Source organism: Brachybacterium netajii (SeqCode) (assembly GCF_054114245.1).
Genome location: NZ_JBSYXB010000007.1, coordinates 1 through 23,732 on the forward strand (window position 1 = coordinate 1; position 23,732 = coordinate 23,732).

General features: G+C 73.7%; 23 protein-coding genes. 12 read left to right on the plus strand and 11 right to left on the minus strand.

Annotation, left to right across the window (positions count from 1 at the left end):
• Nucleotides 1–677: 677 nt before the first annotated feature.
• The gene (gdhA, locus tag ACXET9_RS12405) at nt 678–2,021 is read right to left on the minus strand and encodes an NADP-specific glutamate dehydrogenase (RefSeq protein ID WP_457886935.1); all 1,344 of its coding nucleotides are present in this window, start codon (nt 2,019–2,021) and stop codon (nt 678–680) included.
• A 268-nt stretch (nt 2,022–2,289) separates the two neighbouring features.
• On the opposite strand from gdhA, the gene ACXET9_RS12410 reads away from it, so the two are divergent.
• Nucleotides 2,290–3,753, plus strand: a complete 1,464-nt coding sequence (locus tag ACXET9_RS12410) for an MFS transporter (protein WP_457886936.1) — start codon at nt 2,290–2,292, stop codon at nt 3,751–3,753.
• On the opposite strand, the gene ACXET9_RS12415 is transcribed toward ACXET9_RS12410, so the two are convergent.
• From ACXET9_RS12415 to ACXET9_RS12425, 3 genes are read right to left on the minus strand one after another with little or no spacing between them, the layout of a single operon-like run.
• Complete coding sequence (locus ACXET9_RS12415) at nt 3,722–4,291, minus strand: TetR/AcrR family transcriptional regulator (RefSeq protein WP_457886938.1); 570 nt, start codon at nt 4,289–4,291, stop codon at nt 3,722–3,724. The two genes, ACXET9_RS12410 and ACXET9_RS12415, sit on opposite strands and share 32 nt — an antisense overlap.
• A gap of 51 nt (nt 4,292–4,342) precedes the next feature.
• Entirely contained in the window at nt 4,343–4,756 is a 414-nt protein-coding gene (locus ACXET9_RS12420) for a serine/threonine protein phosphatase (protein WP_457886940.1), read from the minus strand.
• Nucleotides 4,757–4,762: 6 nt separating this feature from the next.
• On the minus strand, nt 4,763–5,557 hold the full coding sequence (locus tag ACXET9_RS12425; RefSeq protein ID WP_457886941.1) for a glycerophosphodiester phosphodiesterase: 795 nt from the start codon (nt 5,555–5,557) through the stop codon (nt 4,763–4,765).
• A gap of 197 nt (nt 5,558–5,754) precedes the next feature.
• On the opposite strand from ACXET9_RS12425, the gene ACXET9_RS12430 reads away from it, so the two are divergent.
• Complete coding sequence (locus ACXET9_RS12430) at nt 5,755–6,438, plus strand: hypothetical protein (RefSeq protein WP_457886942.1); 684 nt, start codon at nt 5,755–5,757, stop codon at nt 6,436–6,438.
• Nucleotides 6,439–6,517: 79 nt separating this feature from the next.
• Here ACXET9_RS12430 and ACXET9_RS12435 read toward each other — a convergent pair whose 3' ends face one another.
• Genes ACXET9_RS12435 through ACXET9_RS12445 form a run of 3 tightly spaced genes read right to left on the minus strand, consistent with a single transcriptional unit; the run spans nt 6,518 to nt 8,522 of the window.
• Complete coding sequence (locus ACXET9_RS12435; RefSeq protein ID WP_457886943.1) at nt 6,518–7,288, minus strand: glycerophosphodiester phosphodiesterase; 771 nt, start codon at nt 7,286–7,288, stop codon at nt 6,518–6,520.
• Nucleotides 7,285–8,301, minus strand: coding sequence for a glycerophosphodiester phosphodiesterase (locus tag ACXET9_RS12440; protein WP_457886945.1), 1,017 nt, complete (start codon nt 8,299–8,301; stop codon nt 7,285–7,287). Before ACXET9_RS12440 ends, ACXET9_RS12435 begins: the two co-directional genes overlap by 4 nt.
• 29 nt (nt 8,302–8,330) lie before the next feature.
• A complete protein-coding gene (locus ACXET9_RS12445; protein WP_457886946.1) occupies nt 8,331–8,522 on the minus strand; it encodes a hypothetical protein in 192 nt (63 codons plus the stop codon).
• A gap of 458 nt (nt 8,523–8,980) precedes the next feature.
• On the opposite strand from ACXET9_RS12445, the gene ACXET9_RS12450 reads away from it, so the two are divergent.
• The 5 genes from ACXET9_RS12450 (at nt 8,981) to ACXET9_RS12470 (ending at nt 12,278) form a co-directional block, all read left to right on the plus strand.
• Nucleotides 8,981–9,403: a DUF1801 domain-containing protein gene (locus tag ACXET9_RS12450; RefSeq protein ID WP_457886947.1), complete on the plus strand. Its 423-nt coding sequence runs from the start codon at nt 8,981–8,983 to the stop codon at nt 9,401–9,403.
• Between the two features lie 185 nt (nt 9,404–9,588).
• On the plus strand, nt 9,589–10,110 hold the full coding sequence (locus ACXET9_RS12455; protein WP_457886948.1) for a ferritin: 522 nt from the start codon (nt 9,589–9,591) through the stop codon (nt 10,108–10,110).
• 112 nt (nt 10,111–10,222) lie between these two features.
• The gene (locus tag ACXET9_RS12460) at nt 10,223–10,702 is read left to right on the plus strand and encodes a helix-turn-helix domain-containing protein (protein WP_457886949.1); all 480 of its coding nucleotides are present in this window, start codon (nt 10,223–10,225) and stop codon (nt 10,700–10,702) included.
• Between the two features lie 27 nt (nt 10,703–10,729).
• Nucleotides 10,730–11,704 carry a zeta toxin family protein gene (locus ACXET9_RS12465; protein WP_457886950.1) on the plus strand — a complete coding sequence of 325 codons (975 nt, stop codon included), beginning with the start codon at nt 10,730–10,732 and terminating at the stop codon, nt 11,702–11,704.
• A gap of 130 nt (nt 11,705–11,834) precedes the next feature.
• Nucleotides 11,835–12,278: a VOC family protein gene (locus ACXET9_RS12470; protein WP_457886951.1), complete on the plus strand. Its 444-nt coding sequence runs from the start codon at nt 11,835–11,837 to the stop codon at nt 12,276–12,278.
• A gap of 78 nt (nt 12,279–12,356) precedes the next feature.
• Here ACXET9_RS12470 and ACXET9_RS12475 read toward each other — a convergent pair whose 3' ends face one another.
• The gene (locus tag ACXET9_RS12475; RefSeq protein ID WP_457886952.1) at nt 12,357–12,941 is read right to left on the minus strand and encodes a YdeI/OmpD-associated family protein; all 585 of its coding nucleotides are present in this window, start codon (nt 12,939–12,941) and stop codon (nt 12,357–12,359) included.
• A 62-nt stretch (nt 12,942–13,003) separates the two neighbouring features.
• Here ACXET9_RS12475 and ACXET9_RS12480 point away from each other — a divergent pair, with 62 nt between their 5' ends.
• A complete protein-coding gene (locus ACXET9_RS12480; RefSeq protein WP_457886953.1) occupies nt 13,004–14,071 on the plus strand; it encodes an LLM class flavin-dependent oxidoreductase in 1,068 nt (355 codons plus the stop codon).
• Nucleotides 14,072–14,117: 46 nt separating this feature from the next.
• Here ACXET9_RS12480 and ACXET9_RS12485 read toward each other — a convergent pair whose 3' ends face one another.
• Both ACXET9_RS12485 and ACXET9_RS12490 read right to left on the minus strand, forming a co-directional pair.
• Nucleotides 14,118–15,047, minus strand: coding sequence for an AraC family transcriptional regulator (locus ACXET9_RS12485; protein WP_457886954.1), 930 nt, complete (start codon nt 15,045–15,047; stop codon nt 14,118–14,120).
• Nucleotides 15,048–15,180: 133 nt separating this feature from the next.
• Nucleotides 15,181–16,344, minus strand: coding sequence for an NAD(P)-dependent alcohol dehydrogenase (locus ACXET9_RS12490; protein WP_457886955.1), 1,164 nt, complete (start codon nt 16,342–16,344; stop codon nt 15,181–15,183).
• 235 nt (nt 16,345–16,579) lie between these two features.
• On the opposite strand from ACXET9_RS12490, the gene ACXET9_RS12495 reads away from it, so the two are divergent.
• The 4 genes from ACXET9_RS12495 (at nt 16,580) to ACXET9_RS12510 (ending at nt 23,276) form a co-directional block, all read left to right on the plus strand.
• Nucleotides 16,580–17,578 (plus strand): exodeoxyribonuclease III, encoded by a 999-nt coding sequence (locus ACXET9_RS12495; RefSeq protein WP_457886956.1) that lies wholly within the window; start codon nt 16,580–16,582, stop codon nt 17,576–17,578.
• 109 nt (nt 17,579–17,687) lie between these two features.
• Nucleotides 17,688–18,773, plus strand: coding sequence for a hypothetical protein (locus ACXET9_RS12500; protein ID WP_457886957.1), 1,086 nt, complete (start codon nt 17,688–17,690; stop codon nt 18,771–18,773).
• The gene (locus tag ACXET9_RS12505; protein ID WP_457886958.1) at nt 18,764–19,639 is read left to right on the plus strand and encodes a hypothetical protein; all 876 of its coding nucleotides are present in this window, start codon (nt 18,764–18,766) and stop codon (nt 19,637–19,639) included. The genes ACXET9_RS12500 and ACXET9_RS12505 overlap by 10 nt, the downstream gene beginning before the upstream one ends.
• 76 nt (nt 19,640–19,715) lie before the next feature.
• A complete protein-coding gene (locus ACXET9_RS12510) occupies nt 19,716–23,276 on the plus strand; it encodes a S41 family peptidase (protein ID WP_457886959.1) in 3,561 nt (1,186 codons plus the stop codon).
• Here ACXET9_RS12510 and ACXET9_RS12515 read toward each other — a convergent pair.
• The gene (locus ACXET9_RS12515; protein WP_457886960.1) at nt 23,171–23,710 is read right to left on the minus strand and encodes a hypothetical protein; all 540 of its coding nucleotides are present in this window, start codon (nt 23,708–23,710) and stop codon (nt 23,171–23,173) included. The genes ACXET9_RS12510 and ACXET9_RS12515 overlap by 106 nt on opposite strands.
• Between the last annotated feature and the right edge of the window lie 22 nt (nt 23,711–23,732).

A 23,732-nucleotide genomic window follows, 5' to 3' on the forward strand; every position in this document is an offset into this window, starting at 1 on the left:
ATCATCCATCAGGCCGTTTCAGCGGCCTGGCTTCAGAGGCGGGTACCGGGCGAAGATCGCTTCTCAGAAGTTTTTCTTCGTTGCCCCGGCGCGAGACATAACTATACCCATGTTCCACGGGAGTGCCAACTCGAAACGGTGTGTGCCCGGTCTCAGAGTCCGAGGGGGTCGATCCGGGGCCTCGAGCGGGGTCTCGAGCCGTGCCCGGCCGTCGGCCGCAGAGGGTCCGAGCCTCCTCCCCCGTCCCTCCTCTCTCCGCTCCCCTCTCTCTCCGCTCCCGCTCCCCTTCTGCACCGAGCCCCCTTCCGCCACCGCCCCGGTCCGTCCCGCCCCGCCTCGGCCGGACCGCTCGACGGTTCCGGTGCTGCCGCGGCGTCGCGGCGTGGGGTCGATCAGCGTCGGGAGCCGTCGGCGGAGAGAAGGCATCCGGTGAGGAGCGGAGGAACCCCCGGAGCAAGGTCGCCGAGCGGCCGCACGCGGGGAGACCGAGCTGCGGCGCGGCCGCGCCTCGATGCGCCTCTCTCCTCTACCCCTCACTTCACCTCTCCCCTCCTCTCCCTCTCTTCCCTCCTCCTCCCCGAACGACGACGACGGCCGCCGACTGTGCAGTGCGCACAGCCGACGGCCGTCGGACGAGAAGGGGCGGACCCGAGCATGCAGCCCGGACCCTCCGCCGATCAGATGACGCCGAAGGCGATCATCGCGTCGGCGACCTTGCGGAAGCCGGCGACGTTGGCGCCGACGACGTAGTCGCCGGGGCGCCCGTACTCCTCCGCCGTCTCGAGGCAGGTGGAGTGGATGTTCTTCATGATCTGGGTGAGGCGCTCCTCGGTGTAGGAGAAGCTCCAGGCGTCGCGGGACGCGTTCTGCTGCATCTCCAGGGCGGAGGTGGCCACGCCGCCGGCGTTGGCCGCCTTGCCGGGGCCGAACGCGACGCCGGCCTCGCGGAAGACCTCGACGGCCTCCGGGGTGCAGGGCATGTTCGCGCCCTCGGAGACGGCGAGGACGCCGCTCTTGACGAGCGACTTCGCGTCGTCGCCGGAGAGCTCGTTCTGCGTGGCGCAGGGCAGGGCGATGGTGACAGGGGCGTCCCAGACGCTGCCGTCGGCGACGAAGCGGGCCTTGCCGCCGCGGCGCTCGGCGTACTCGGCGATGCGTCCGCGCTCGACCTCCTTGATCTGCTTCAGCAGCTCGAGGTCGATGCCGTCCTCGTCGATGACGTAGCCGGAGGAGTCCGAGGCGGTGATGGCGACGCCGCCGAGCTGGGAGACCTTCTCGATCGCGTAGATCGCGACGTTGCCGGAGCCGGAGACGGCGACCTTGCGGCCCTCGATGGAATCGCCGCGGGCGGCGAGCATCTCCTTCGCGAAGATGGCCGCGCCGTAGCCGGTGGCCTCCTTGCGCACGAGCGAGCCGCCCCAGTCGAGGCCCTTGCCGGTCAGGACGCCGGCCTCGTAGCGGTTGGTGAGGCGCTTGTACTGGCCGAAGAGGAAGCCGATCTCGCGGGCGCCGACGCCGATGTCACCGGCGGGGACGTCGGTGTACTCGCCGATGTGGCGGTGCAGCTCGGTCATGAAGGACTGGCAGAAGCGCATGACCTCGCCGTCGCTGCGGCCGCGCGGGTCGAAGTCGGAGCCGCCCTTGCCGCCGCCGATGGGCAGGCCGGTCAGGGAGTTCTTGAAGATCTGCTCGAAGCCGAGGAACTTCACGATGCCCAGGTTGACGCTGGGGTGGAAGCGCAGGCCGCCCTTGTACGGGCCGAGGGCGGAGTTGTACTCCACGCGGAAGCCGCGGTTGATCTGGACGGTGCCCTGGTCGTCGACCCACGGGACGCGGAAGATGATCTGGCGCTCGGGCTCGCACAGGCGCGTGAGGATGCTGTGCTCGGCGTACTCGGGATGCTTGCCCTGGATGACCTCGAGCGACTCGAAGACCTCGCGGACGGCCTGATGGAAGACGGGCTCTCCAGGGTTGCGGTGGAGCACCTGGTCGTACGTAGCCTGCAGAGTCGAATCGAGCATCGACGGCCTTTCTGGGACCCCGGAGGAGGGGTCGGTAATGGCCCCTTACGGAGGGGTCAACCGGACACGAACCTCGGCCAGGGTACGGACCGCTCCCTGGGCGCACGAGGGACGTCCGGCATGAGGACGCCCCTGAGACGCCTGCGAGGCGCCTGCGAGGCGCCGGGAAGCCTCGCGCGGGCGCGACGAGCGCGAGCCTCGCGCGCGCCTCGTCAGGGCCGTCCCGCCGCCTCGCCACCCCACGATCCGCATGCGTACACTCGTACGCATGAATGGCTCCTCCTCGCCGTCGCCGGGCCTGTCCGCTACCCGCCGTCCGCCGTCCGTCGTCGACCGCCGGGCGCGCGGCGCCGTCGCCGCGATGTTCCTGACCAACGGGGCGCTCCTGGCGAACCTCATCCCCCGCTACCCCGAGATCAAGGAGTCGCTCGGGCTCGCGAACTCGACCTACGGCCTCGCTCTCGCCGCGTTCCCCGCGGGCGCGATCCTTGCCGGACTCGGCGCCGCGACGCTGATCCGCCGCATGGGCTCGGGACGGCTCGCCGCCGCCGGCACGATCCTCACCGCGATCTTCCTGTTCGCCGCGGCCTGGGCGCCGTCGGCCGCGCTGCTCGCGCTCGCCCTGCTGGCCGCGGGCGCCTTCGACGCCATCACCGACGTCGCGCAGAACGCCCACGGCCTCCGGGTCCAGCGCCGCTACGGGCGCTCCATCATCAACTCCTTCCACGCCGTGTGGTCGATCGGCGCGGTCCTCGGCGGCTCGATGTCGGCCGCGGCGATCGCGCTCGGGCTCCCGCTGCGCGTGCATCTGGGGATCTCGGCGGTGCTGTTCGCGGTGGTCGCGCTCGTCGCGCTCCGCTTCGCGCTGCCCGGCACCGACGACGAGGCGGCCGACGGTGCGAACGCCGGTGCCGGTGCCGACGCCAGAGCCGGTGCCGACGCCGGTGCCGCCGACGTGGGCATCGAGGTCGGGACATCCGCGGAGGGCGCCTCCACGACGCCCGCGAGCTCGGCCGCGCCCGGCCTGTCGGCGACGCCCGCGCGCCTCCCCCTCCTGCTCGCAGCCCTCGTCCTCATCGCGATCGGCGGGACGCTCGTCGAGGACGCCGGGAACTCGTGGGCGACCCTCTACCTGGGACGGGACCTCGGCGCGAGCGCGCAGATCGCCGCCGCCGGGTACATCTCCCTCGTCGGCGCGCAGTTCGTCGGCCGCATTCTCGCCGACGGGCTGGTCGACCGCTTCGGCCAGCGCGCCGTCGCGCGCGCGGGCGGCGCGATCATCGCCGTGGGCATGGGCGCCGCGCTCGCGGTGCCGACGGTGCCCGGCACGATCGTCGGCTTCGCGCTCGCGGGCTTCGGCAGCGCGAGCCTGGTGCCCGCGGCGATGCAGGAGGCCGATGACCTCCCCGGTCTGCGCCCCGGCACCGGGCTGACCGTGGTCTCCTGGCTCATGCGGCTCGGCTTCCTGGTCTCGCCGCCGATCGTCGGCCTCGTCGCCGACTCCGTCGGCCTCCGCGCCGGCCTGCTCGTCGTGCCGCTCGCGGGGCTGCTGGTGGTGCTGCTCGCCGGGGTCCTGCGCGGGCGCGCGGCATCGTCGGCCGACGATGGGTCCTCGCGCTCCGCGGCCGTCGAGGCCCACGCGGACGCGGTGGTCCGGGCCGACGCGGCCGCCGAGCCCAGCGCCGCTCCGGCCGTCGAGCTCAGCGGGGATCCGGCCGGCGCCGACCGCTGAGGCGATCGACCGCCTCGCTCGCGAGCCCGGGCTCCGGGACCGTGAGGTGGAGGGCCCGATGGATCGTGAGGCCCTCGATCATGGCGTCGAGGAGCACGGCCGTCGTCGGGTCCAGGTAGGGCGCCATCGTGGCGCGGGTGCGCCCCATCCAGGTCGACGTGATGTCGCGGAACTCGGGCCGACGCGCGGCGAGGGTGTAGAGCTCGAGGGTCAGCACGAGGTCGCGCTGCGAGGCGAAGACGTCCTGCTCGATGTTCGCGGCGAAGGCGTCGAGGGCCCCGTCGCGGTCGACGGCGTGGGCGAGGCGCTCCTCCGCCCGCGTCGCGACCTCGTCGGCGAACCGCTGGAAGGCCTCCCGCAGGAGCTCGTCCATCCCCCGGAAGTGATAGGTCATGGACCCCAGCGGGACGTCCGCCGCGGCGGCCACCCGACGATGCGAGGTGCCCGCGACGCCGTGCTCGGCGATGACGTCGAGGCAGGCGTCGATGATGCGGTCGCGGCGATCGGGATCGTGGCGACGGGGCCGAGGGACGGTCATCGTCCGAGCGTAGCGGGCCGCGCGGAGCTCGCAGCCGATCGTCTCCGACGGTCAGTCGCGCAGCGGACGGAGGTGGACGGCGGGGAGATCGAGCGTCCGGGCCGCCGTCATGTCCGCCGTGAGCGCGACATGCACGGAGCTCGAGGCGACGGCGGGGGCGACCGTGACGCTCCCGCTCGCGATCTCCACGATGCGCACGCGCACGGGCTCCTCTCCCGGGAGCGCCAGGAGCCAGTCCTCGGCGAGCATGCGCAGCCCGATCTCGTCGAGGACCGCCTCGGCCGCATGGAGCTCCATCGGCTCCCCGCGCTGCACGCGCAGGAGGTCGAAGGGGATGAAGAGGTCGTCGTCGGTCATCTCGAGGTAGCCGACGTGCTCGCCGTCATCGCTGCGCCGGTGGTCGAAGACCGTGGGCCCGACGGGCTCGACGGGCGTCGTGCCACGCGCCGGGTCAAGGGCCGGCACGACCGCTCAGCCCTCCTGAGCCCCGCCCCGGGCGTCCAGCTCGAGCTGCACCCAGGCGGGGTCGTCGGTCGTGATGGTGTCGGCGCCGCAGGCGAGCGCCACGGCGAGCTGCTCGGGCCGGTTGATCGTCCAGGGGTTCAGGCGCAGTCCCGCCTCCTTCACGGCGGCCGCGGCGGCGAGGCTGAGGCCGTCGATCGCGGGGCCGATCCCGTCGGCGCCGATCCGGACGGCCGTGCGGACGTCCTCCTCGGTGATCTGCCCGACGAGGTACGAGATCGGGGTGGCGGGGCTGCCGCGCCGGATCGCCTCGAGCGCCTCGGCGTGGAAGGAGATGACCGTCGACGCCTTCGCCGGGGAGTCCTCGGGCAGCTCCGCGAGGAGCGCGGCGACGGCCTCGCCGGCGGCCGCGACCTTGACCTCGACGAACAGCGGCACCGTGGTCGCCGCGAACAGCTCGGTGAGGTCGGGGACCCGCTCGCCGCCGTCGAGGACGACCTCGTCGAGCTGCGCCCGCGTGAGGTCGGCGAGGGCTCCGGTGGTGATCGGTGAGGAGGCGTCCGCGGTGCGGTCGATCGTCTCGTCGTGCATGACGACGACATGCCCGTCGGCGCTCAGGTGCACATCGCATTCGAGCAGCAGCGCGCCGTCCTCGAGGGCGCGGCGGAACGAGCCGAGCGTGTTCTCCGGGGCGTGGGCGGCGGCGCCGCGATGGCCGACGATCGTCGGCCGAGCGCCCGGGACTGCGGCGTCGGCCGGGGCGCTGGTGCCGGCCGGGGCGGGGGCGGTCTGCTGCGAGGACATGCGGGGCTCCTGACGGATGGAGGGACGGGCGAGGCTGCGGGGCGAAGGGGCTGCGGGGAGAGACGACGGGGCGGGAAGCGGGCTGTGCGGCGGGACGGGAAAGCGCTGCGACCACCGACGGTCGACGGGGCCGGTGCCCTCCGTCACACTAGTCGGAGGCGTCTCGACGCCGAGGCGCCGGAAGGGGAGGAGCCGACATGGACGGCCACCGGAACCATGACCACCGCGACGACCTCGCGATGACGGACCCTGCGCGCGGGGTGCGCGGGCGTGCGCTCGCCGCGGCCGCCGCCCTCGCACTCGCCGGCTCCCTGCTGGCGGGCTGCGGATCCGACGCGGCGGACGAGGCCGACACCGGCACGACGACCGTCGGCCAGGGCGAGGACGCCACGACGCCCGAGGAGGAGGGCACAGCCTCGGACGGGGCCGACGACGCGACGGACGACGACGCGTCGGACGACGACGCGGCAGAGGACGACGCGGACGGCGACGACACGACGGATGACGACGTCGCCGACGACGCGACCGACGACGCAGCGAGCGACGATGACGATGCGGACGACGCGGATGATGCTGGGGACGATGCGGACGACGGCTCGTCCGCCGGCACCGTGAACCTCTTCGAGGGCAGCTGGGGCTTCGGCCATGACACGAAGGTCCTGACCTCCGACGAGCTCGCCGACGTGGTCGAGGAGGCCGCCGAGGAGCGCGGGCCCGCCGAGATGTCCCTCGAGGTCGAATGCCAGGACGGCGTCGACACCGCGGCCGGGGACGACGAGGCCGAGTGCATCGCCTTCGCCGACGAGGGCGTCCAGCACCTGTGGAGCATCAGCGTCGGCCCCGCTGACTCCGGCCTCGAGATCGAGGTGACGAACGGCTGAGCCGACGGGCGCGCGCACGACCGGGCCAGCGGGCGGGTGCAGGAGCAGGCGCGGGACGGGCGCGCCGACGGGCATGCGCTCATGCCCCGCTGAGGTGCTCCTCGACGACGCGACGGGCGCGCGCCGGATCGTCGGCGCCGATCTCGGGGGCGCCGAGGTCGACGGCCCGTCGGACCTCGTCGTCGGTGCGGGCGACCCAGGCCGACGGCACCAGGCCGACGCCGCGGATGCGGTCGAAGTCCCCGTCGCGCAGGTCGCTGAGCCGCACGCCGAGGATCTCCGCCTTCGTGCGCATGGCGTCGTCGAGCGCCTCCTCGGTCAGCGTGGTCGCGATGAGCCCGCGGGGGATCTGCGGGGCCGTCGCGAGGGCGATGTCGAGCGCCTCGGGATGCGGGGAGATGATCCGCGCGGGGGCCGGGCCCTCGCTCCCCCACAGATCGGGGTCGAAGGCGTCCAGCAGGATCCGCGCGGCGAGCTCGGCGGCGGCCGGGGCCTTGATCTCCACCAGCACCGGCAGCCGGGTCCCGTCGGGCCGGACGGCGACGTCGAGGACCTCGCCGAGGGTCGGGATGTGCTCGCCGTCGCCGACGAGCACCTGGTCCAGCTGCGCGCGCGTCAGGTCGGCGACCTCGCCGCTGCGCAGCGGGGAGGCGTCCTCGGCGGTGCGGTCGATCGCGGTGTCGTGGATGACCACGTCCCGGCGGTCCCGGCTCAGGTGCACATCGCATTCGAGCTGGTCGGCGCCGGCGGCGACGCCGCGACGGAACGCCTTGAGGGTGTTCTCGGGGGCGAGGGCGGCGGCGCCGCGATGCCCGATGATCATCGGCTTCAGCCGTCGGGGGCGGATCACGCGGAACCTCCTGCAGGGGTCGTGAGGAAGGGGTCGATCGGGGCGGAGCCGCCGGTCAGGGCGGGGCCGGACGCTGCGGGGCCGGTCGGAGGGAGGAAGGCCGACGGGCCGTCCTCGAGGGGCCCGGAGAAGGCGACCTCGTCGGCCGCGATCTGCGCGAGGCGATCCCGCGCCCAGGCGGGATCGTCGACGGTCAGGGTGTCGCAGCCGAGCTCGAGGGCGCGCTCCAGCTCCTCCGCGCTGCGCGCGGTCCACAGGTTCAGCTGGAGGCCGAGCCGGGCGCAGGTCTCGACGTCGGCCTGACGGGCATCGGCGATCCGCACGCCCACCTGCGTCGCGCCGACGGCGACCGCGGCCTCGAAGAACTCCGGGGTGGTCGACGTCGTCGTCAGGCGCCGCGGGATGTGCGGGGCGCGCTCCGCCGCGATCCGCAGCACCTCCGGATGGAAGGAGATGATCCACGCCGGGGCGACGGGCGCGGGCGGAGCGGCGGGGGCGTCGCTCGCGGGGCGCTCGGCGGGCTCGGCGACGGGCTCGGCGGCGGGCTCGGCGCCGGCCGGCTCGGTGATGCCGAAGCGGTCGCCATCGCCGAAGCGGTCGGCGAGGATGCTCAGCACGCGCTCGGTCACGGCCTCGACCTTGACCTCGAAGAGCACGGGCACCCGGGTGCCGTCCTCGCGGACGGCCTCGTCGAGGACCCGCTCGAGGGTGGGGATGTGCTCGTCGGCCCCGACGAGCACCCGATCCAGCTGCGCGCGGGACAGATCGGCGACCGCGCCGGTGCGCAGCGGGGAGTCCGCCTGGGCGGTGCGATCGATGGTCGCGTCATGGATGACGGCGTCCAGCCCGTCGGCGCTCGGGTGGACGTCGCACTCGAGCAGCGCGGCACCCTCCTCCACCGCGCGACGGAACGCCGCGAGCGTGTTCTCCGGAGCCAGGCCCGCGGCCCCGCGATGGCCGACGATCGCCGGCATCGGACGCTGCGCGCGCTGGAAGCCGCGCACACCGCGCACACCGATCCCCCGACGCCCCATCGAACCGCTCACCGCCCGCCGTCGACGGCGAGGGCCGAGCCCGCACCGGACCCGGCATCCGCACCGACCGCAGCACTCGCGACGGCCGCAGAGCTCGCGACGACCGCTGCGTTCGCCCCGGCTGCAGCGTTCGCACCCGCGCAGAGGCCGACGACCGTCCGCGGCGAGCGGCAGCGGGCGGAGGAGGGGGGCGGGGTCATGGATGCTCCTGGGGTGGGGAGGCGGCGTCGCGGCCGACGTGAGCGCACCCATCGCCGGAGGTTCGCGTTCATGCCGACGGCCCCACCGTAGGGAGCTTCCCCGCGCCCCGCCAGGTCCCTGCACTGCAGGTGAATGGATCATGAACGCCCCCTATCCCTGCAGGTCGGGAGGCTTTTCGCGACGAGGAGGCACCCGTGCTCGCCGATGGCACCTGCACGCGTCAGACAGCGCCGTCCGGGCGTTCACGATGTGTTCCCCGTACGTACAGGAAACGTTCCCCCTCCCCTGTCCGCGGCCATCCGAGTCGTCCCGAAACTTCATCCTGGCGTCACCTCGACGCGACAGAACGGGCATCTTCCTCCGCTAGTCTCCCCGGCCCGCTGGGCTGGCGGGTCTGGCGGCTCGGCGGGCCTCGCGGACCTGGCGGGCCGGAGGTTCGTGACCTACGCTCCGCGCCATGGCTCGCTCACCGAAGACCGGCCCCACCGACGTCGACCCCGCGGAGTACTGCGCCGGCCTGCCCGCCGCCCGGCGCCGCAGCGAGGGCGCACGCCTGCTCGCACTCTTCGGGGAGGTCACGGGCACGACGGCGGTGATGTGGGGGCCGAGCATGATCGGCTACGGCGCCGACGAGAACGTCTCCGCGTCCGGCGGCTCCCGCGGCACCTGGTTCCGCGTCGGCTTCGCGCCGCGGGCCTCCGCCCTCTCGCTCTACGGCCTGCAGTGCCACGACGGTTCCGCCGCCCTCCTGGACCGCCTCGGGAAGCATCGCCTCGGCGCGGGCTGCGTCTATGCGAACAGCCTCGCGGACGTCGACGAGCAGGTGCTGCGGGAGCTGGTCGCCCTCGCCTGGGCGTCGGCGCCCGACGGCCGCGGCTGACCGGCGGCGGGCGCGGCGCTGATGGGCGGAGAGTGCGGCGCCGACAGGCGGGAACAGGTTCCGCCAACCACCCGGGGGCGTATCCATTTGCGACGAAAGCGCAGGTGAGGCTTCACTTTTCACGATTTCTGAGGGAAGCCTCGCCATGGCTGACAAGTCCGCCGAAGGGGTCTACCCTCGCTGGCATGAAGCTCTCCAACGACCTTGAGAAGAAGTTCCAGGACCAGATCACGCTCGAGTTCGCCGCGTCGATCACCTACCGCCAGCTGGCCATCGAGGCCGACGAGCAGGACCTCCCCGGCATCGCCGCGTGGCTCCGCCACCAGGCCGACGAGGAGATCGTCCACGCCAACAAGTTCATCCAGCACGTCTCGGACCGCGGCAACCACGCCTCCATCGGCACGATCAACGCGCCGGCCGTGAAGCCCGGCCTGTCCGTGCTCGAGATCTTCGAGGCCTCCCTCGCCCACGAGGAGAAGGTCTCCGAGTCCATCCGCGAGCTGTACCGCAGCGCCGACAAGGAGGGCGACTACGACTCCCGCCCGCTGCTGAACTGGTTCGTCGACGAGCAGATCGAGGAGGAGGCCACCGTCTCCGAGATCATCGGCCGCGTGAAGCTGATCGGCGACGACGGCTCCGGCATCCTGCGTCTCGACGCCGAGCTGGGCCAGCGTCCCGCCGGCGGCACCGAGGCCGACGACGAGTGACCCACGGCGGGGGCCCGGCGATCACGCCGGGCCCCGCTCTCGCCGGGCCCCGCCCCGGGTGGACAGCAGGACCCGCCTGTTATAACTTTGGTTATGAACGGAGGTGGTCGGTGTGTCCATCCAGCGCGAGAGCACGCACGGGGGGTCGGCCCTGCATGAGCTGATGGTGGCCCGGTCGCGCGTCGAGGTCGCCGAGCTCCAGTACAAGCGCCATCTCAAGAAGCTCCGGCGCACCCCGGACAAGCTGGTCTCGCAGTCCGTGGTCGCACGCCGCCTGCACATCTCTCAGCCCGCCCTGTCCAAGGCGCTCAAGGGCTCGGAGGACATCGCGGATGTCCCGGAGGGGTTCTCCGGCGCCTCACCTCGCGAGATCTGCCAGCTCTACGCGATCGGCGAGCTCAGCCGGGAGCAGCTCATCGACGAGCTCTCGCGGTGGCCCTACCCCGCGCCCGTCACGCTCGACGACGCGTGGGACGCCCTGAGCTTCTCCCCGCCCGGCTCATGGGATGAGGTCGAGCGTGCAGCCGATGATGGCCTGATCGACGACGACCTCCTGGATGACGTGATCGACGCACTTCCGGAGGACGACTGACCACGACGATCTCGGGGGAGACACCACGTGGACGACGCAACGCAGCGGCACATCGATCTCGTCCGTGAGCTCTCGCGCCCAGGGCGGCCGCTCGCGACCGACTCGCCCTACGCCACCGTCAACCATCCCGAACGGTTCAAGCGCAGCGGCGGAGGAATCGTCAAGCCGCTCGGGGCGCATCGCCGGATGCATCGAGAGATCCGCACCGAGTACCGCGAGAAGTTTCCCGATGCCCGAGTCGACGGGAAGGCCATCGTCCTGGCCGGCCCTCCCGGCGCCGGCAAAGGCAGCATCCTCACGTCGGTGCTCGGCGAGGCGGAGCGCGACTACCTCCGCCTGGACGCCGACCGGGTCAAGGAAGCTCTCCTGCTGCGGCACGTGCACGGCGGCGAGACCTATGGGGCCGCCATCAAGCCTCCGGAGATCCGGGACCTCGAGCGCTCAGGCGAGACGATCCATCCCCTGGAGATGGCCCCTCTGGTGCATGAGGAGTCCTCGATGATCATCCGCCGGCTCCGCGACTCCGCCATGTCCGACGGCACCAACCTCATCATCGACGGCGTCCTGGCCAATCCCGAGGGCGCTCGGCGGCTCGGAGAGGAACTCGCCCGTGCCGGCTACGACATCACCATCGTGGATGTCGAGGTTCCCTACGCGGTCTCCGAGGAGGCCATCCGCCGGCGCTGGGCGGAGAAGCACATCCAGGCCCGCGATGGCCAGGCAGGCGCTCTGGGCGGCCGATGGGTTCCCAGCAGCCTCGTGCGCGACCTCTTCGACGGCCCCGACGGTCGCTCCCGCTCCGAAGCCGTCGCCCGCGAGCTCGCTCAGGACAACGGCTCCGTCAGCAGCTACCAGGTCTGGCGTCGCGGCTCCGCCGCTGAAGCAGCCCACCGCGACACCCATCTCGGTCGCCCGCACCGGGATGGACCCCTGATGGCCTCCGAGGCCGCCGAGGCGCTCCGTGCCGCATCCCGGGATGCGCAGAGACGCGAACAGAGCTGACTTGAGGCCGTCCGCGTCCCGCCGGCGGTCGGACCTCCCGCCGCGCCCTGCCCGTGCGGAGCTCCGCGCCCCGTGCCACACTGTGCGCGGCGGCAGGATCGCCGCCTGTCGACGTCAAGGGAGACCGACCATGGCCGCACCGCAGTTCAGCCCCTACATCAGCTTCCCCGGGAATGCCGCCGAGGCGTTCGAGGAGTACCGCGAGCTCTTCGGCGGGGAGCTCGAGATCATGACCTATGACCGGTTCGGGGATCTCTCGGGTTTCCCGTTCACGCCGCCGCCCGGGGCGGTGGCGCATGCTCAGCTGCACGGCGGCCTGGTCACCCTCGCCGGGGGCGACGGGATGGCGGCGGCAGGGGATGAGCTGCCGCCGCTGGGCTCGGACGTGTACTCGTTCCTCATCGGTCTGGACACGGTCGAGGAGGCGCGGGCGCTCATCGAGAAGCTCGTCGCAGCGGGCGGGGGCGTGGCCATGCCCTTCGAGCTGGCGCCCTGGGGCGACCACTACGGCCAGGTCAAGGACCGCTTCGGAGTGCTGTGGGCGATCGTCGTGGGCGGACAGCAGCAGGGCTGACACCTCTGCACCGACACCCCGACGCGATCGCCCCTGCGCCGACGCCCCGACCCCGCTGCCCGTGGGTCGGCCCCGACCTCAGTCGCCCGATGCCGCCGCGTCGTGCAGGCGGGCGAGCATGCGCGCCGCGGCGCGCTCGCGGCCGGCGGCGGTGCGGGCGGAGAGCACGGGGTGCAGCACGCTGTAGCGGGCGCTCCCCCGCAGCGCGTCGAAGGCGGCGCGCGCGGCGGGGTCCCGGTCGAGGAGCGCGGTGAGCTCGGCGGGGACCTCCGCGGTGGCGGCGCCGGGGTAGGCGGCGTCCCAGCGGCCGTCGGCCCGGGCCCTGTCCACCTCGGCGCGTCCGCGTTCGCGCATCCGACCCTCGGCCTCGAGGCGGGCGATGATGCCGACGTTGCGCGCGGACCAGATCGATCGCGGCCGACGGGGCGTGAAGCGCTGCAGGAAGGTGGCGGCGTCGCGCGAGCGCTTCTGCCCGTCGATCCAGCCGCTGCACAGCGCCTCCTCGAGCGCCTCCTGGTAGGAGAGCGTCGTCGGCTCGTGCGTGCCCTTCTTCGCGAGCACGAGCCAGATGCCGTCGCTGGTGCCGTCGTGCGCTCGCAGCCATGCCGACCAGGCGGCGCCGTCGGCGACGACGAGGGGGTCCTGCGGGGTCGTCCCGTTCATGGGGGCAAGCGTCCCACACCCCACCACTGGTGCAACTTTCAATCATCGCGTACTGTGAAGCCATGCGAGCCTTCGGATTCCTCAGCTTCGGCCACTACGGCGGCAGCCCCGCCCAGGGCGGCATCAGCGCCCGGCAGATGCTCCACGACGCCATCGACATCTCCGTCGGCGCCGACGAGCTGGGCGTCAACAACGCCTCCTTCCGCGTCCACCACTACGCCCGCCAGTCGGCGTCGCCCATGCCGCTGCTGTCGGCCGTGGCCGCGCGCACGCAGCGGATCGAGGTGGGCACGGGCGTGATCGACATGCGCTACGAGAACCCCCTCTACCTCGCCGAGGAGGCCGCCGCGCTGGATCTCATCGCCGACGGCCGCGTCGCCCTCGGCATCTCCCGCGGCGCCCCCGAGGCGGCCGAGCGCGGCTGGGAGTCCTTCGGCTACACGGGCTCCACCGACCCGCGCGGCGCGGACATCGCCATGGCCAAGTTCGAGACCTTCCTGCAGGCCATCCAGGGGCATCCGATGACGCGCGCGGCCGCGCAGCCGTACATGTCCGACGCCGCCCCGCATGCGCCGCTCGCGATCGAGCCGCAGTCCGCGGACCTCATCCGCCGCATCTGGTGGGGCGCCGGCTCTCGGGCGACGGCCGAGCGCACGGGCGCGCAGGGCCTGAACATGATGAGCTCGACCCTGCTCACCGAGGCGACGGGCGCCGCCTTCGGCGACCTCCAGGCCGAGCAGATCGACGCCTTCCGCACCGCCTTCCGCGAGGCCGGGCACACGCACGCCCCGCGCGTGTCGGTCTCCCGCAGCGTCTTCCCCATCGTGACCGAGCAGGACCGGATGCTCTTCGGGGCCCGACCCGGCGAGGGCTCCGACCAGATCGGCATCATCGACGGCACCCGCTCGACCTTCGGCCGCACCTACACGGGCGAGCCCGATCAGCTGATCGAGCAGCTGAAGGCCGACGCCGCCGTGCAGTCCGCCGACACCCTCATGCTCACCATCCCGAGCCAGGCCGGCGTCGACCTGAACCTCCACATCCTCGAGTCCTTCGCGCAGCACGTGGCGCCCGCGCTCGGCTGGAAGCCCAACACGGAGGGGCCGGCCCAGGGGGACCCTGTCCGCTGAGACCCGCTGGGCGGACGGGACCGACGGGGTCGACGAGCCGGCCGGCTCAGCCGGGCACGACCTCACAATCCGACGACGGCGCCGCCCCCGGGTCCGTCGTGCGCGCCGCGCGGAAGACGCGCGGCGAGGTGCCGGTCTCCTCGCGGAAGCGCCGGTTGAAGTTCGAGAGGTTCGAGAAGCCCGCGGCGTAGCAGACGTCGGCGACGGCGAGTTCGGTCCGCTGCAGCAGGCGGCAGGCCTCGGAGACCCGCAGCCGGATCACCGTGCGGGCGAAGCCGACGCCCGTCGCGCGCGTGAACAGCCGCGAGACGTGCGTGGGGCTCAGGTCGAGCTCAGCGGCGACGTCCTCGAGCCGCAGCGGATCCTGCAGGCGCTCGTGGACGAAGGCGATCGCCCGATCGAAGACCTCGGAGTCGTGCTGGCCGAGGGAGGAGTCGATCGCCCGCTCACTCAGCAGCTCGCGCTCCGCCGGAGGGGCCGTGACCAGCACGTCCAGCAGGTCGAGGAGGCCGGCGAAGCGGGCGGCGCCGCGCCGTCCGGCGACGTCCATCAGCACTTCGGCGGCCCGCTCGCGGGTGCGCCCGTGGTACTGGATCCCGTGCCGGGCCGCCTCCAGCAGCGGCGGGATGTCGGCGAGGTCGGGGACCTGCTCGGCGAGCCGCACGAGCAGCGCCGGATCGGCCTGGATGAGCGCATCGCGGCCGACGACCGTCTCCCCCGGCGCGATCGAGGACACCCAGTTGTGCGGGAGCCCCGCACCGATGAGATAGAAGTCCCCGGGCCCGAAGGCGCGGGCCGCCCCGCCGATCTGCGCGATCCCCGAGGAGCCCGTGATCAGGTGCAGCTCGATCTCCGGGTGGTGGTGCCAGCGCGCGAGCGGATGCGGATAGTCGTGCTGGAACCAGCGCAGCGCGCTCGAGCGATCCATGACGATGAGCTCGCGCACGGCCACGGAGGGATCCGATGCACCGACCATGGCCCCTCCGCCCTCCGCTCCTCGCCAGCCCCTCGCCTGCCCGCCGACTATAGACCGGGGCCGACGCCCGCCCGTCGACCCCGGTCGACAGCCCGCCCGTCGACCCCGGTCGACAGCCCGCCCGTCGGCCGGATCAATCCTCGCCGACGACGATCTGCAGCTTGGTGTCCGTCGGGCGCCCCTCGGCGCCGCGGTCGAAGGCGGCGAGTGCGTCCTCGAGGGCGAAGGTCTCGGTGACCAGGGGCGAGAGGTCCACGCCGGAGCCCGCGGCGAGGTCGATCGCCTTCTGGTAGACGTTCGCGTAGCGGAACACGGTCTCGATGCGCAGCTCCCTGACCTGGGCCTTCGTGGTGTCGAAGGAGACGGGCCCGCTGGGCATCCCGACCACGACGAGCACGCCGCCGGGGGCGGGGACGTCCCAGATGGTCCGGTAGGAGCCGGCCGCGCCGGAGGCCTCGAACACGGCCTGCGGGCCCCAGCCGCCGGTCTCGCGGCGCACGCGCTCGCCGAGGTCCTCCTGGGAGGCGTCCACGGGGATCAGGCCCGGGATGTCCTCGATCAGCGCGAGCTTCTCCGGGGAGATGTCGGAGACGTAGACGCGGGAGGCGCCGCCGGCGAGCGCGGCCAGCGCGATGACGATCCCGATCGTCCCGCAGCCGACGACCGCGGCGATGTCGCCGGGCTTCAGACGGGCCTTGGTCGCGGCCTGCATGCCGACGGCGAACGGCTCGATGAGCGCGCCCTCGGCGTAGGAGAGGGAGTCGGGCAGGAGGTAGGTGTACTCGGCGGGGTGGATGACCTCCTCGACGAGGCAGCCGTCGTACGGCGGGGTCGCCCAGAAGCGCACTGCCGGGTCGACGTTGTAGATGCCCTCGCGGGCGGCGCGGGAGCGGGGGTCCGGGATGCCGGGCTCCATGCAGACGCGGTCGCCGACGGCCAGGTGCTCGACGCCCTCGCCGACGGCGACGACGACGCCGGAGCCCTCGTGGCCGAGGATCATCGGCGCCTCGACGACGAAGTCGCCGATGGATCCGTGCGTGTAGTAGTGCACGTCGGAGCCGCAGATGCCGACGGTGCGCATCGAGATGCGGACCTCGCCGGGGCCGGGCTCGCCGGGCCGCGGCACGTCCTCGAGGGTGATGCGGCCCTTCTCCTGGAGCACGACGGCGCGCATCGTCGCAGACGCAGCAGACGCAGCGGGCGCCGCAGCGTCAGAAGCAGCGTCAGAAGCAGCGGCGGGCGCAGCGGCACCCGTGGCAGCGGCGGAGGCAGAGGAGCCGGGGGTGGTGGTGGACATGGGCACTCCTTCGTGCGGCGGGGAGACGACGGCCGGACGACGCCAGCGTGGCAGGTCGGCGCGGGGCCGGTCCAGCACGATCGATGCCCCGAACCGATACTTTCCTGCGCTCGCACCAGCTGCATCGACCTCTGCGACCAGGCCGGGCACCCGAACGTCACCACCCGTGCACGCCGCAAGGTATCGGCCGACGATCGGACTGCTCGCCCCATCGACACCCCTCTACGCTCGGGGCATGCTCCGCATCGCCACCGCCAACGTCAACGGGATCCGCGCCGCGCACCGCCGGGGGTTCGGCGACTGGCTCGCCGGGCGCGACTGCGACATCGTCGCGCTGCAGGAGGTGCGCGCGCAGGCCGACAGGCTGCCGGCCGGCGCCTTCGGCGACTTCCATGTCGCCCTGGACACCGGCACGCTCCCCGGCCGCAACGGCGTCGCCGTGCTGACGCGCCGGGCCCCGCAGGCGGTGCGCACCTGGAGCGGCACCGCGCTCGTCGGCCGCCCCGAGGGCGAGACCGATGCCGAGCCGGCCGACGGCGGCACGGTCGACGGCGGCACGGCCGTCGGCCCCGGCCTCGTCGAGATCCCCGCACAGGACCGCACGGCGCTCGCCCGCGGGCTCGGCCCCTTCGTCCGCGAGGGCCGCTACCTCGAGGTCGATCTCGCCGACGCGCCGCTCACGATCGCCTGCCTCTACCTGCCCAAGGGCGGTCTGCCCGCGCACCTGCAGCGTCCCGAGCGGATGCGCGAGGCGCCCGACGGCGGGGCCCGCTACGAGCGCAAGATGCGCTTCCTGGCCGGCTTCTCCCGGTATCTGACGCGGACGCGCCGCGCGGCCGCCGCCGACGGCCGGGAGTTCCTCCTCATGGGCGACCTCAACATCGCGCATACGCGCCAGGACCTCGCCGCCTGGCGCCGCAACCAGCAGACCGACGGCTTCCTCCCCGAGGAGCGGGAGTGGTTCGGGGAGCAGCTCTCGCCGCGCACCCTCGTGGACGTGGTCCGCCGCCTGCACCCCGAGGAGGACGGCCCCTACTCGTGGTGGTCCTGGCTGGGGCAGTCCTTCGCGAACGACTCGGGCTGGCGCATCGACTACCACCTCGCCACGCCCCGCCTCGCGCGCAGCGCGGTGAGCGCCGAGGTCGACCGCGAACACCGCGGCACGCGGCTGTCGGACCACTCGCCCGTCGTCGTGGACTACGACCTCGGAGGCCTTGAGAACCCTCGGATGTGATCCAGCACGCATAGGCGCCCGCGTGTCGAGTGCGCAGGTCACGTACAGTGTGTCCGACGGGCGCCGAGGGGTGCGCCTGCGCCGCCTCGCCCTGTCCCGGAGGACGCCGATGCCCACGCCGCGACTCGCCGCCGTCCCGGCAGCGCCCGCGGCACCCCTGCTCGCCAGCCCCGACGCCACCGTCTCGGCGACCCCCGGCATCGCAGCCCCAGCAGCTCCGGTCATCGCAGCCCCCGCGGCCCCCGGCATCACGGCGCCCGCCGCCCCTGACGTCGCCGCGACCGCTGCCCCGTCGTCGGCCCGGACCGGCTCGTCGGCCGCGCGCAGCGCCTTCACCCCCGACGCGCCCGAGCAGGCGATCACGCTGTGGGGCTCCTCCTCGATGAACTCCGAGGGCGGCGCCGACGGCACCCCGCTGCCGATCCGCATCCACGAGCATCTGGCGCTCGCCGCGGATCCGGCGATCGTCCACGCGTACGGCGTCGGCGCGACGCGTTCGCAGCACACGGTGCTCATGCGCGGGCTCGACACGCCCCTCGCGTCCCCGGTCGAGGACCCGGATCCGGAGACCGGCGCGGTCGCCGTCTCCCTCGACTCGGGCCTCGCCCCCTACGGGCCGATCAACGTGCCGGGCACCCTCGGCGCTGTCGCCGGCACGCTCGACGGCACCTCCGGGACCTGGATCTTCACGCCCTCGACCCCGGAGACGGAGGTCGTCGAGGGCACCTTCGTCTCCGCCCTGCGGGAGATCGCCGCGGGCGCCCGCCAGATCCTGTGGGTCGGCAAGAACAACATCGGCGACGTCGACCGGGTCCTCGCGGACACCCAGCGGATCTGGGATGCGGCCGACGACCCCGAGCACGACACCATCGTGCTGGGCCAGTGGGCGACGGAGAACGACCCCGTCGGCTCCACCACGGCGACCGCCCTCGCGCGCGTCAACGCCGAGCAGAAGGAGCGCTACGGCGACCGCTTCCTCGACGTCCAGACGCTCCTGACCAGCGAGGACGGCCTCGGCTGCTCGCCCATCGCCGGGCTGGCCGTGCTCGAGCAGGGCGCCTCCCAGGACGCCCTCGAGCGCGGCGTCGTGCCGCCGATGCTGATCGCCTCCGATGCCATCCACCTCAACGGCTGGGGCAACCTCGCCGTCAGCTGGGCGCTCGTGCGCCGGATGCGGGAGCTGAGATGGCTCTGAGACGACCCGTGGCCCCGCGCCTCACCCCGCAGGATGCCCCGGAGGCCCCCGCGCCGGACGAGCCCGCGCAGAGCACCCCGGCGCAGGCCGCGGAGCCGACGCCCGCTCCGGCTCCGGTCCTCCCGCCGTCTCCGCTCCCGCCGCTCCCCGCGCCCGCCCCGGATGCCGCTCCCGCCGCCTCCGCCGCTGCCTCCGCCGCCGCCCCGGCCGCCGCACCCGACGCCGCCGCCCGCCGGTCGCATCGGCCCCGTCGGCGCGCCGTCCTGGCGGCCGGCGCCGCGGCGGCGGTCGCGGTCCCGGCCCTCGCACTGGTGTGGCTGAAGCTCGACCCGGCCGGGGTGTCCGCGCTGGCCGCGCTGGGCATCGGCGGGTCCGGGGACAGCGAGTTCCCCGATGTCGACACCGACGATCCGGCGCTCGAGGCGATCCGCTGGGCGCACGAGACCGGCGTCCTGCCCGCGCTCGACAGCGGCATCTACGATCCCGACGGCGTGCTCGCGCGCACCGACCTGCTGCTCGCCCTGCACCGGCTCGCGGGCGCGCCCGAGGTCGACGTCGATGCCGCGCCGCAGGTGTTCGTCGACCTCGAGGACTCCGATCCGTGCCGCGAGGCGGCGCTGTGGCTGCACGGCCGCGCCGTCCTCTGGGGCGACACGGAGCTGCGCATCCGCACCGCCGACACCGCCACGGGCGCCCAGGCCGCGGCGATGCTCGCGGATCTGGTGCGTCCGGCGCTCGTGTCGCTGGGCGGGGACTGGGACGAGGTCGCCCCGAGCATCGTGCTCGACGGCGCGGAGCTCACCCGCCGGGCCCTCGCCGCCGCGCTGCACACCGCCGACGCCGCGATCTCCGACGCCCTGGGCTGAGTCGCACCGGGAGCGCTCCCGTCTCCCGCCGTCATCTCCATGACGCCCGTCACGCCCCGGGATTACCCTGGCAGGCATGACCTCTGCTGCGCTCCCCGCCCATGCCGCCTACCTCCGCCACCCCGATGTCCACGGCGGCAGCGTCGTCCTCACCGCCGCGAACGACCTCTGGATCGTGCCGCTGACCGGCGGGAACGCCTGGCGGCTGACGAACGAGGGAGCCCCCGTCGCCCATCCGCGCTTCTCCCCCGACGGGTCGCTGATCGCCTTCACCTCCCGCGCCTCCGGCAGCCCTGAGGCATGGGTCGTCGCCGCGGACGGCTCGACCGCTCCGCGCCGCCTGACGGTCTGGGGCAAGCCGTCGACGAAGACCGTCGGCTGGCTCCCCGACGGGCGGGTCCTCGTCGCCTCGAGCTACCTGGCGCCCCAGTCCCGCGACCTGCAGATCTGGGCGGTCGACCCCGGGGACGACGCCGAGAGCGCCTCCGAGCTGCTGCCGCTGGGCCGCTCCCGCGAGGTGGCGTTCCATCCCTCGGGCGCGACCGTCGTCGGCACCCCGTACAACCGCGACCAGGCCGGCTGGAAGCACTACCAGGGCGGCACCGCCGTGAAGCTCTGGATCTCCCGCGAGGACGTGCCGCTGGACGCCCCGGCGTCGGCCCACGGCGAGCGCCGCTGGGAGCCGCTGCTGGACGAGCTGCTCGCCTCGAAGACGCGGATCGCCTGGTACGGGGACCGTCTGATCTTCGCCTCCGACACCCCCGGCGCCGGCGCCGCCCGCACGGACCGCGCCACCGCGAACCTCTGGTCCGTCGCCCTCGACGGCTCCGACCTGCAGGTCCATACGCATCTGCGGTCGGAGGACGGCTACCTGCGGGAGCCCGCGACCGACGGCACGACGATCGTCTACACCTCCCGCGGGCGCCTGTTCGCCCTCGACTCCCTCGATGCGGAGCCCCGCGAGGTCGAGGTCCGCACGACCGGCGTCGGCGCCGCCCGGCTCCCGCGGACCTCGCCGCCCGCGCGCCGTCTGCTGTCGATGCGTCCGGTGCACGACGCCCGTGCGAGCATCGTCGAGCTGCGCGGCAGCGTCCATCTGCTGACCCATCGCGGCGGTCCCTCGCGCCTCCTCGGCGGCACCTGCGGGCTGCGCCTGCGCGAGGCCCGTCCCCTCGGCCGCTCCCCCTTCGCCATGTTCATCAGCGACGTCGAGGCGGGCCACGACGTGGTCGACGGCGGCGTCGGCTCCGACGTCCTCGTGCTCCGGCGCCTCGACGCGGGCGCCCCGGAGATCCGCTACGACCTCGGCGAGATCGGCCGCGTGCTGCACGCGATCCCCTCGCCCGACGGCTCCCGCATCGCGCTCTCCACCTCCGACAACACGGTGCGCCTGGTGACCCTGCGCGGCCTCGTCGACCCCGCAGGCACCTCCGCCGCGGGATCGTCGGCCGACGAGCCGGCCGCGCCCGTGCTCGACTCGGTGCGCGAGGTCGGCCGCTCCACGGGCGGCGAGATCCGCGATCTCGCCTGGTCGCCCGACGGCCGCTGGCTGGTGTGGACACAGCCGGACTCCTGGCAGCTCTCGCGCCTGATGATCACCGACGCCGAGGATCATGAGCCCACGGGCCGCGCCCTCACCTCCGGGCGCTTCCAGGACTCCTCCCCCGCGTTCAGCGCCGACGGGAAGCACCTCGCGCTGCTGTCCCTGCGCACCTTCGAGACCCAGTACGACGACATGGTCTTCGACCTCGGCTTCGTCAACGCGCAGCGCCCCCACCTGATCCCGCTCGAGCGCACCACCGCGGATCCCTTCGGCCCGCACCCCGACGGCTGGGGCGCCGCCGAGGAGAAGACCCCCGCGACGTCGGCATCGACGTCAGCGTCAGCATCGGCGTCGGCGTCGGCGTCGGCCGGTTCGTCGGCCGACGCCGGGGCCGTCGCCGCGAGCGCCGGTGCGGAGCCGGCCGCGAGCGCCACGAGCCCCGCCGGGGCCGACGATGCGTCGCGGGCCCCGCGGACCGTCGTCGACCTCGAGGCCGTCGAGTCCCGCCTCGTGCCCTTCCCCGTCGCCTCGGGCTCCTACTCGCACCTCACGGCCGTGACCGGCGGGTTCGTGTGGCTGCGGCATCCGCAGCCCGTCGTCCTCGGCTCGTCCCGCGCGGGCGTCGAGGGCGAGCCGCCGGCGCCGACGCTCGAGCTGTGGAGCCTCGCCGACCGCAAGCTCACGGTCCTCGCCGAGGGCGTCACCGATCTCGCGGCCTCCGGCGACGGCGAGACGCTGGTCGTGAAGCAGGGCGAGAGCTGGGTGCAGATCCCCGCGACCCGCAAGGCCGAGGACGAGGACCCCGCGCGCGTGGTCATCGACATCGACCGGCTGCACCTGACCGTCGACCCCGTGCTCGAGCGCCGCGGCATGCTGTGGGACAGCTACCGGATCATGGCGCAGCAGTACTGGCGCGCCGACATGGACGGCCAGGACTGGCACGCCATGACCTCCTGGTACGACCCGGTCATCGGCCGCGTCGTCACCGACGACGACTTCCACGACCTCATGTGGGAGGTCGTCGGCGAGCTCGGCACCTCCCACGCCTACATCATGGGCGAGCCCTTCCAGCCGACGACCCCCATGGTCCCCGGCTATCTCGGCGCCGACCTCGAGCTCGTCGACGGCCGCTGGCGCATCGCCCGCATCCTCCCCGGCGACTCCTCCGACCCCGACGCCCGCTCCCCGCTGCTCGCCCCCGGCGTCGCCGCGGAGGTCGGCGACGTGATCGTCCGGATCGGCGGGCGCAAGGTCTGGCCCGAGGGCGTCGGCCCGCTCCTCGCCGGCCGCGCCGGGAAGCCCACCGAGCTGGTCCTCGAGCGGGCCGACGACGGCGATGCGGGGGCCGACGGCGGCGACGCCGGTTCGCCCCGTGTCACCGAGCGTCGCGTCGTCGTCACGCCCCTGGCCAGCGACGACGCCCTGCGATACCAGGACTGGGTGGCCTCCCGTCGTGCGCTCGTCGCCGAGCTCTCCGACGGCCGCCTCGGCTACGTGCACATCCCCGACATGGTCTCCTCCGGCTGGGCGCAGCTGCACCGCGACCTCCGCGAGGCCTCGACCAAGGAGGGCATCGTCGTGGACGTCCGCTACAACAGCGGCGGCCACACCTCGCAGCTCGTCACCGACCGTCTCGCGCGCCGCGTCCTGTCCTGGGACTACCCGCGCCACCAGACGCCCGGCACCTATCCGTCCTTCGCACCCCGCGGAGCGGTCGTGCTGGTGACCAACCAGGAGGCCGGGTCCGACGGCGACATCGTCAACGCGGTCGCGAAGTCGATGGGCATCGGCCCGGTGATCGGCACCCGCACCTGGGGCGGCGTGATCGGCATCGACGGCCGCTACGACCTCGTCGACGGCACCGGCATCACCCAGCCGAAGTACGCGAGCTGGTTCGAGGGCCAGGACTGGGAGATCGAGAACTACGGCGTCGACCCCGACATCGAGGTCCCCCTCCCGCCGAACGCCTGGGTCGCCGGCGAGGATCCTCAGCTCGCCCGCGGCGTCGCCGAGGCCTTCGCGCTGCTCGAGCAGACGCCCGCCGCCGTCGCCCCGCCGCTGCCCGCGCCCCGCTTCGGCCGCGCGGACGGCTGACCAGGCGGCTGAACAGGCGGCTGAGCGTCCGCAGGCGGCCGACGAATCTCCGTCGGCCGCCGCAGAGCCGGGCGCAGTGCGCCCGGCTCCCGCTCCTCGGCGGTGCGGACCATCGGGACGAGCGCATCCGGCTGCAGCGTCGCCAGGAGCCGGCCGGCGCCGCGGGCGTAGGCCTCGGCGGGGGTGAGGGCCCGCTCCTCCGGCATGCCCGCCGCCCGGGCGGCGGCGGCCGGGTCGTCGTCGGCCGGGCCGCCGACCGGCGGATCGCCGATGCGCGAGCGGCCGTCGGCCCCTGACGGCGGCGGGGCGAGGCGGCCCAGCAGGAGCGTGCCCAGGACGCCGAGGCCGACGGGGACCGCGGCGATCACGAGGATCGCGACCAGGCCGATGAGCAGGTCGGGGAGGGGGAGCGCGGTGCCGTCGGCGGGAGTCATGCCTCGATCCTGCGGACCATGA

What these genes read in the sequence shown, in the direction of transcription:
- gdhA (WP_457886935.1), bottom strand. Translation starts at nt 2,021, where the DNA reads ATGCTCGATTCGACTCTGCAGGCTACGTACGACCAGGTGCTCCACCGC.
- ACXET9_RS12410 (WP_457886936.1), top strand. Translation starts at nt 2,290, where the DNA reads ATGAATGGCTCCTCCTCGCCGTCGCCGGGCCTGTCCGCTACCCGCCGT.
- ACXET9_RS12415 (WP_457886938.1), bottom strand. Translation starts at nt 4,291, where the DNA reads ATGACCGTCCCTCGGCCCCGTCGCCACGATCCCGATCGCCGCGACCGC.
- ACXET9_RS12425 (WP_457886941.1), bottom strand. Translation starts at nt 5,557, where the DNA reads ATGTCCTCGCAGCAGACCGCCCCCGCCCCGGCCGGCACCAGCGCCCCG.
- ACXET9_RS12430 (WP_457886942.1), top strand. Translation starts at nt 5,755, where the DNA reads ATGGACGGCCACCGGAACCATGACCACCGCGACGACCTCGCGATGACG.
- ACXET9_RS12445 (WP_457886946.1), bottom strand. Translation starts at nt 8,522, where the DNA reads ATGACCCCGCCCCCCTCCTCCGCCCGCTGCCGCTCGCCGCGGACGGTC.
- ACXET9_RS12450 (WP_457886947.1), top strand. Translation starts at nt 8,981, where the DNA reads ATGGCTCGCTCACCGAAGACCGGCCCCACCGACGTCGACCCCGCGGAG.
- ACXET9_RS12455 (WP_457886948.1), top strand. Translation starts at nt 9,589, where the DNA reads ATGAAGCTCTCCAACGACCTTGAGAAGAAGTTCCAGGACCAGATCACG.
- ACXET9_RS12470 (WP_457886951.1), top strand. Translation starts at nt 11,835, where the DNA reads ATGGCCGCACCGCAGTTCAGCCCCTACATCAGCTTCCCCGGGAATGCC.
- ACXET9_RS12475 (WP_457886952.1), bottom strand. Translation starts at nt 12,941, where the DNA reads ATGAACGGGACGACCCCGCAGGACCCCCTCGTCGTCGCCGACGGCGCC.
- ACXET9_RS12480 (WP_457886953.1), top strand. Translation starts at nt 13,004, where the DNA reads ATGCGAGCCTTCGGATTCCTCAGCTTCGGCCACTACGGCGGCAGCCCC.
- ACXET9_RS12485 (WP_457886954.1), bottom strand. Translation starts at nt 15,047, where the DNA reads ATGGTCGGTGCATCGGATCCCTCCGTGGCCGTGCGCGAGCTCATCGTC.
- ACXET9_RS12490 (WP_457886955.1), bottom strand. Translation starts at nt 16,344, where the DNA reads ATGTCCACCACCACCCCCGGCTCCTCTGCCTCCGCCGCTGCCACGGGT.
- ACXET9_RS12495 (WP_457886956.1), top strand. Translation starts at nt 16,580, where the DNA reads ATGCTCCGCATCGCCACCGCCAACGTCAACGGGATCCGCGCCGCGCAC.
- ACXET9_RS12500 (WP_457886957.1), top strand. Translation starts at nt 17,688, where the DNA reads ATGCCCACGCCGCGACTCGCCGCCGTCCCGGCAGCGCCCGCGGCACCC.
- ACXET9_RS12505 (WP_457886958.1), top strand. Translation starts at nt 18,764, where the DNA reads ATGGCTCTGAGACGACCCGTGGCCCCGCGCCTCACCCCGCAGGATGCC.
- ACXET9_RS12510 (WP_457886959.1), top strand. Translation starts at nt 19,716, where the DNA reads ATGACCTCTGCTGCGCTCCCCGCCCATGCCGCCTACCTCCGCCACCCC.
- ACXET9_RS12515 (WP_457886960.1), bottom strand. Translation starts at nt 23,710, where the DNA reads ATGACTCCCGCCGACGGCACCGCGCTCCCCCTCCCCGACCTGCTCATC.